The organism is Bradyrhizobium sp. (assembly GCF_035273305.1).
Lineage (GTDB): Bacteria > Pseudomonadota > Alphaproteobacteria > Rhizobiales > Xanthobacteraceae > Bradyrhizobium.
In genome coordinates this window covers 1-7,084 of record NZ_DATEPI010000239.1, presented here as the reverse complement: position 1 = coordinate 7,084, position 7,084 = coordinate 1, and the positions used below count along the sequence as shown (strand labels likewise).

The 7,084-nt window shown below is 61.9% G+C and carries 7 protein-coding genes; all 7 read left to right on the top strand.

All coding sequences use genetic code 11. The features are described from left to right. The first annotated feature begins 172 nt into the window (after positions 1 to 172). Positions 173 to 1,120: a branched-chain amino acid ABC transporter permease gene (locus VJV58_RS16105; protein ID WP_324138359.1), complete on the top strand. Its 948-nt coding sequence runs from the start codon at positions 173 to 175 to the stop codon at positions 1,118 to 1,120. Then, positions 1,117 to 2,418, top strand: coding sequence for a branched-chain amino acid ABC transporter permease (locus VJV58_RS16100; protein ID WP_324138358.1), 1,302 nt, complete (start codon positions 1,117 to 1,119; stop codon positions 2,416 to 2,418). The genes VJV58_RS16105 and VJV58_RS16100 overlap by 4 nt, the downstream gene beginning before the upstream one ends. Beyond that, positions 2,415 to 3,164 (top strand): ABC transporter ATP-binding protein, encoded by a 750-nt coding sequence (locus VJV58_RS16095; protein WP_324138357.1) that lies wholly within the window; start codon positions 2,415 to 2,417, stop codon positions 3,162 to 3,164. The genes VJV58_RS16100 and VJV58_RS16095 overlap by 4 nt, the downstream gene beginning before the upstream one ends. Continuing rightward, a complete protein-coding gene (locus tag VJV58_RS16090; RefSeq protein ID WP_324138356.1) occupies positions 3,164 to 3,859 on the top strand; it encodes an ABC transporter ATP-binding protein in 696 nt (231 codons plus the stop codon). The genes VJV58_RS16095 and VJV58_RS16090 overlap by 1 nt, the downstream gene beginning before the upstream one ends. Positions 3,860 to 4,024: 165 nt before the next feature. After that, entirely contained in the window at positions 4,025 to 4,849 is an 825-nt protein-coding gene (locus tag VJV58_RS16085; RefSeq protein ID WP_324138355.1) for an ABC transporter ATP-binding protein, read from the top strand. Further along, complete coding sequence (locus VJV58_RS16080; protein WP_324138354.1) at positions 4,846 to 6,777, top strand: long-chain fatty acid--CoA ligase; 1,932 nt, start codon at positions 4,846 to 4,848, stop codon at positions 6,775 to 6,777. Before VJV58_RS16085 ends, VJV58_RS16080 begins: the two co-directional genes overlap by 4 nt. A 97-nt stretch (positions 6,778 to 6,874) precedes the next feature. After that, a partial coding sequence (locus VJV58_RS16075; RefSeq protein ID WP_414641509.1) for an ABC transporter permease subunit occupies positions 6,875 to 7,084 on the top strand: 210 nt, incomplete at its 3' end.

Genomic DNA, 7,084 nt, shown 5'->3' with positions numbered 1-7,084 from the left:
TCGACGAAGAGAAGACCGGCTGGGGATGGAAGCTGGTCGCGAAGATCGATACTCCCGCGACCGTGCTGCCTACCACCTGCAAGATGGAACGGCCGAACTGAGCGCTCGTATGCGTAGGCTCATCCGCCCCGGACGTTGAGGCGGATGCGTCTCCTAATCTCGGCGGTGTGTCGTGCTTGAACTGATCGTCATATCCACACTCAACGGCGTGCTGTTCGGCATGCTGCTGTTCCTGATGGCGAGCGGGCTAACCGTCATCTTCAGCATGCTTGGTGTGCTCAACTTCGCGCATGCAAGCTTCTACATGCTCGGCGCGTTCTTCGGCTTTCAGATCAGTCGCTGGTTCGGGTTCTGGCCGGCGCTGTTGATTGCGCCTTTGCTGGCTGGCGCGCTCGGGGCTGGCGTCGAACGCTTCGGGTTGCGCCGGGTCCACAGGAACGGCCATGTGGCCGAACTGCTGTTTACCTTCGGCCTTGCGTTCGTGATCGAGGAAGTCGTGCAGATCATCTGGGGCAAGAGCCCGGTCGACTTTCGCGTTCCGGCGCTGCTGGATTTTCCGGCGTTCACGATCTTCTCCACCAATTACCCAGCCTACAAGATGTTCATGCTGCTGGTGTCGGTCGCGATTTTCGTCGGGCTGTTGCTGGTTCTGAAGAAAACGCGGATCGGCCTGATCGTTCAGGCCGCATTGACGCATCCGCACATGGTGGGCCATCTCGGCCATAACGTCGGGCGCATCTTCATGCTCGTGTTCGGCGTCGGCACGGCGCTGGCCGCAGTCGCCGGCGTGATCGCCGGGCCGGCGCTGGTGACGCAATCGAACATGGCCGGATTGCTGGGACCGATCCTGTTCGTCGTCGTGGTGGTCGGCGGGCTGGGATCGCTGCCCGGAGCCTTCGTCGCATCGCTCCTGATCGGGCTGGTGCAGACTTTCGCGGTATCGATGAATGGCTCACTATCCGGCGCGTTTGGTCCGCTCAGCCCCGCCTACGCATCGACCTGGCTTGCCGACATCTGGGGCGTGACCATCGCGCAGGTCGCGCCGATCGTGCCCTACGTGCTGCTGGTGCTGATCCTGATATTCCGGCCGATGGGCCTCCTGGGAACGCGCGACACATGAGCGACCTCACCGCAAGCGCCGCGCCGCCATTGCCGGCAGCCGCCGAGAAGCTGAAATTTTATGGGCTCTGGGTGGCGGCCGGACTCGTGCTTCTGCTGCTGCCGAAAATATTCTCTTCGGGCGGCTCGCTGACGACATTCAGCCTCATCGGCATCTCCATCATCTTTTCGCTCTCCTACAATATTTTGCTCGGCCAGACCGGCATGCTGTCGTTCGGGCACGCGGTATATTATGGCCTGGGCGGCTTCCTGGTCATTCACGCCATCAACATCATCGGGGCCAACAAGCTTTCGATTCCCCTGCCCGTCGTGCCGCTCATCGGCGGACTGGCCGGACTGTTCTTCGCTGTGTTGCTTGGCTGGGTTTCGACCCAGCGCAGTGGAACGGCTTTTGCGATGATCTCGCTCGGAGTGGCCGAATTGATCGCGTCCTCGGCGCTGATCCTGCGCACATTCTTCGGCGGAGAGGCCGGCGTGTCCGCCAATCGCACCAAACTGCTGAAGCTGTTCGGCTGGAATTTCGGTCCGCAAATCCAGATCTACTATCTGGTGGCGGCGTGGACGCTGATCGCGGTGATCGCGATGTATGCCCTCACCCGCACGCCGCTCGGGCGCATGTGCAATGCGGTGCGGGACAATCCCGAGCGCGTCCAGTTCGTCGGCTACAATCCCCACGTGGTGCGCTATCTCGCGTTCTGCTTTTCGGGATTTTTCGCGGGCGTGGCGGGCGGGCTGGCCGCGATCAACTTCGAGATCGCCAATTCGGCCTATCTCGGGGCGGAACAGTCAGGAACGGTATTGTTCGCGACCTATATCGGTGGCGTCGGGTTCTTTATCGGACCGATCGTCGGAGCGATTTTCGTGACCCTGTTGTCGCTCGGGCTGAGCGATCTCACCCAGGTGTGGCAGCTTTATTTCGGGCTGATCTTCATCGCGGTGGTGTTGTTCGCGCCTGGCGGCATCACGGGCCTTTTGATGATGCACCGCCCGCTGCTCAGAGCGGGCACCCTCGCCCGGGTGTTGCCGAGTTATCTGATCGCCTTGTTGCCGACGGTGGCGATGATCGCGGGCCTCGTTCTTTCGATCGAGACGATCGTCCACTACACCGTGAACCCCGGCGACGACTCCCACATCAAGGCGTTCGGCGTCAACTTCGATGCAGCGAGCCCGTATATATGGGCGATGGCGCTTATCCTCCTGATCGGCGGTTTCCTGCTGGCACGAAAGACCTGGGGTTGGGTCGCGCTCGCCTGGGATAGCGCCAGCAGCGCCGCGCGCGAAAAGGGGATTGCCCGATGAGCGCTGCAATCGAACTGCGTGCGGTCGAAAAGAGTTTTGGCGATGTCGCCATCATCCGCAATATCAATTTGAGTGTGGCGCAAGGCGAACGGCACGCGCTGATCGGACCGAATGGCGCCGGTAAATCCACTACCTTCAATCTCATCAGCGGATACATGGCGCCGAGTTCGGGCACTGTGCTGCTGCGCGATCAGGTGATTTCGGGCCTACGACCCTACCAGATCAACCGCCGCGGATTGTCGCGCAGTTTCCAGGTCACCAACGTGTTTGCGAATATGAGCGTGTGGGAAAACCTGCGCTGCGCGGTGTTGTGGTCGACCGGTCAGCGCTACGCCTTCTGGAAGAACATCGATAACCTGCCGGAGGTCCGGGAGCGCACTGCACAGATTCTCGCCGACATCAACCTGATGGCCCGGCGCGACGTGCCGGCGGGACTTTTGACCTACGCCGAGCAACGTGCGCTGGAGATCGGCATCACCGTTGCCGGCGGCGCCGACGTCATCCTGCTGGACGAGCCGACCGCCGGAATGAGCCACGCGGAGACCGAGCGTGCCGTCGCGTTGATCCGCCGGCTGACCGAAGGCCGTACGCTGCTGATCGTCGAGCACGACATGAGCGTGGTGTTCGGGCTGGCCGACCGGATTTCGGTTCTGGTGTACGGCCAGATCATCGCTTCGGGAACGCCGGAAGAAATTCGCGGCAATCCGAAAGTCAGGGAAGCCTATCTCGGTGAGGAGGCGGCCTGATGCTCGAGATAGCGGATCTGCACGCCTATTACGGAAAGAGCCACATTCTACAAGGCGTCGACATGCAGATCGGCGCCGGCGAGGTCGTCAGCTTGTTGGGGCGCAACGGCGTCGGGCGCTCCACGACCGTCAAGGCCATCATGGGCGAGGTCCCGCCGCAGGGCTCGATCAAGTTCAAGGGCTGCGACATCGCCGGATTGCCGAGCTATCGGATCGCGCATCTGGGCCTCGGTTACGTTCCGGAACATCGCGACATCTTTCCCGGGCTGACGGTGCGGCAAAACCTCATGCTTGGGATCAAGGATACCAGGCGCGCCGGCAAATGGCGGCTCGAGGACATGCTGGCGATGTTCCCCAATCTCGCCGCGCGAGCTGATACCGCGGCAGGCGTGCTGTCTGGCGGCGAAAAGCAGATGCTGACGATTTGCCGCACCCTGATGGGCGACCCGGAATTGATCATGATCGACGAGCCCACGGAGGGGCTTGCGCCGCTGATCGTCCATCAGGTCGGCGACCTCATCGCCGAAATCGCCCGGCGCGGTGTGGCCATCCTGCTGGTCGAGCAAAAGCTCTCGATCGCAATGCGAATCTCCCACCGGGTCTATGTGATGGGCCACGGTCGCATCGTGTTCGAGGGCACGCCAGCCGAACTCAACGCCGACGACTCCGTCCGCAAGGAATGGCTCGAGGTCTAAAACCAAAGTCGACGGGTGGCACGGTTCTCGCGCGCCGGCGCGTGCCACCGAAGCTGGCGACGTGGTAGTCTCCTCGGTGGAACGGGTTGACCGGCTCCGAATAACGGGTTTGATCTCGCTGATGGCCATCCTGGGGGCGCCGAAACAGGCGTAGACGGAGGATCCGTGGAACACGCGTTGGAAGTGCGCGGGGTGTCATTGCGCTTTGGCGGCGTGCGGGCGCTCGCTGACGTTAGTTTCGGCGTGAGCGATGGGGAGTTGTTTTCGATCATCGGCCCCAACGGCGCTGGTAAAACCTCGATCATCAACTGCATCTCGGGGCGGTACCGGCCGACGGAAGGCCAACTGCTCTATCGAGGCCGCGACATCACCGCGCTCAATCCCAATGCGCGGCCGTCACTCGGCATCGGCCGCACTTTCCAGAACCTCGCGCTATTCCAGCACATGAGCGTTCTCGACAACATCATGGTCGGACGGCATCACCTGTTGAAGAACAACTTCATCACGGGGTCGCTGTACTGGCTGACCGGCGCGCGGCGCGAAGAGCTCGAGCATCGCCATAAGGTCGAGGAGATCATCGATTTCCTCGACCTGCAGTCGGTCCGCAAGGCCACCGCTGGCACGCTTCCTTACGGGCTTCGCAAGCGCGTCGAACTCGCGCGCGCCATGGCGCTGGAGCCCCAACTCATCCTGCTCGACGAACCGATGGCCGGAATGAATTTCGAGGAAAAGGAGGACATGGCGCGCTACATTGTCGACCTCAATGAAGAGTTCGGCATGACCGTGATGATGATCGAGCACGACATGGGCGTGGTGATGGATATTTCCCATCGCGTCATGGTGCTGGATTTTGGCCGCAAGATCGCCGAAGGCGAGCCGGCCGCGGTTCTCGCCGATCCTCACGTCAAGCGCGCCTATCTCGGCGAGGAGGACGAGGTGCTGATCGATCCCGACGATACCCCGGCGACTGCGGCGGAGACCGTGGCATGATCGACTACGCCGGCCGCGCCGCCCAGGCCGATACCTACCCGAAACTGTTGCGTCTCAACGCAGCCGAGCACGGCGAGGAGATCGCGCTCCGCGAAAAGGACTTCGGGCTGTGGAAGCTTTTTAGCTGGAAGGACTATGAGATTCGGGTGCGCGACTTCACGCTCGGCTTGGTCGAGCTTGGACTCGGCCGCGGCGACGTCATCGGTATTATCGGCGACAACCGCCCAGACTGGGTGTCGGCGGAAATCGCTGCCCACGCGATCGGCGCGATGAGTCTCGGGCTATATCGCGACGTGCTGGACGAGGAAGCCGCCTATCTCCTGAGCTATGGCGAGGCCAGGCTGGTATTCGCAGAGGACGAAGAACAGGTCGATAAGCTTTTAGCGCTCGCCGATCGCGCGCCCAACCTCAAGCACATCGTCTATTCCGATCCACGCGGCATGCGGAAATACGACGACCCGCGACTGATCGAAGCCGACAAGCTGGCTGCGATGGGACGCGACCGCGCCGCCCGTGAGCCCGGGCTTTACGACAAACTCGTCGACGCCACCAAGGGCGACGATGTCGCAATCCTCTGCACCACGTCGGGCACCACGGCCCACCCGAAGCTGGCGATGCTCGCGGCCGGTCGGGTGCTGCGGCATTGCGCGACTTACCTGGCGTTCGACCCGAAGGGACCGGATGACGAATATGTCTCGGTCCTGCCGCTGCCCTGGATCATGGAACAGGTATATGTGCTGGGCAAAGGGCTGCTGTGCCGAATGAAAATCAATTTCGTCGAGCAGCCCGAGACCATGATGCACGACTTCCGCGAGATCGCGCCGACGTTCGTGCTGTTCGCGCCGAGGGTCTGGGAATCCATTGCCGCCGAAGTGCGCGCCGGCGTGATGGACTCCTCTCCGCTCAAGCAGCGGCTTTACGAACTCGGGATGAAGGCGGGTCTTGCGGCGCTCGCTCAGGGCAAGCATTCGGCGCTCGCTGATGTTCTGCTGTTCCGCGCGTTGCGCGACCGTCTTGGTTTCACCCGCTTACGCTCGGCGGCAACAGGCGGCGCCGCGCTCGGTCCCGACACTTTCAAGTTTTTCCAGGCCATGGGCGTGCCGCTGCGAACGCTATATGGACAGACCGAATTGTTGGGAGCCTATACGCTTCATCCGATCGGCAAAGTCGATCCCGACACAACGGGCGTGGCGATGGCCGACAACATCGAAATCCGCATTGAAAATCCCGATATCCACGGCGTCGGTGAAATCGTGGTTCGACATCCCAACATGTTCCTCGGCTACTACAAGAATCCGGAAGCCTCCGTCGCCGACATCAGGGATGGCTGGATGCATTCCGGAGACGCCGGCTATTTCAACGATAGCGGGCAGCTCGTGGTGATCGACCGCATCAAGGATCTTGCCGAGACCGCCCGCGGCGAGCGCTTCTCGCCGCAATATATCGAGAACAAGTTGAAGTTCTCGCCCTATATCGCCGAGACGGTGGTGCTCGGCGCCGGCCGCGACGCATTGGCCGCGATGATCTGCATCCGCTTCTCGATCATTTCCAAATGGGCGGAGAAGAACCGGATCGCGTTCACGACCTACACCGATCTCGCCTCGCGGCCGGAAGTCTATGCGCTGCTGCAGAAGGAGGTCGAGACCGTCAATGCAACGCTGCCGCCGGCGCAGCGGATCTCCCGGTTTCTCCTGCTCTACAAGGAACTCGATGCCGACGACGGCGAACTGACGCGCACGCGAAAGGTTCGCCGCAGCGTGATCAACGAGAAATACGCCGAAATCATCGATGCCATCTATGGCGGCAAGCGGGACATTCCGGTCGACACCGTAATCCGCTTCCAGGATGGCACCACCCAGCGCATCCGCACGACGCTGAGGGTCGTCGATCTCGCGCCCGGCGCGCCGCTCGCCGAGGCCGCGGAATGAGCGGAACATCCCTTAGCGCCGAAGGCAGCCGGCGGTTTTGTCACCTCTCCGTGCGTGCGCCCGCACACGGAGCGAGGTTAACATCTCGCGGGTTCCCATGAACACGCAGTTTCTGATTCAGCTCCTGGTGAACGGTCTTGTGGTCGGCACGCTTTATGGCGTGGTCGCGATGTCGTTTGTGCTGATCTACAAGGCGACCCAGGTCGTCAACTTCGCGCAAGGCGAATTGCTGCTGGTGGGCGCCTGGGTGTGCTGGGCACTCCTCGCCAAATACGAGGTGCCGTTCTGGATCGGCATGCCGATGACG

What these genes read in the sequence shown, in the direction of transcription:
- VJV58_RS16100 (WP_324138358.1), top strand. Translation starts at nt 1,117, where the DNA reads ATGAGCGACCTCACCGCAAGCGCCGCGCCGCCATTGCCGGCAGCCGCC.
- VJV58_RS16095 (WP_324138357.1), top strand. Translation starts at nt 2,415, where the DNA reads ATGAGCGCTGCAATCGAACTGCGTGCGGTCGAAAAGAGTTTTGGCGAT.
- VJV58_RS16090 (WP_324138356.1), top strand. Translation starts at nt 3,164, where the DNA reads ATGCTCGAGATAGCGGATCTGCACGCCTATTACGGAAAGAGCCACATT.
- VJV58_RS16080 (WP_324138354.1), top strand. Translation starts at nt 4,846, where the DNA reads ATGATCGACTACGCCGGCCGCGCCGCCCAGGCCGATACCTACCCGAAA.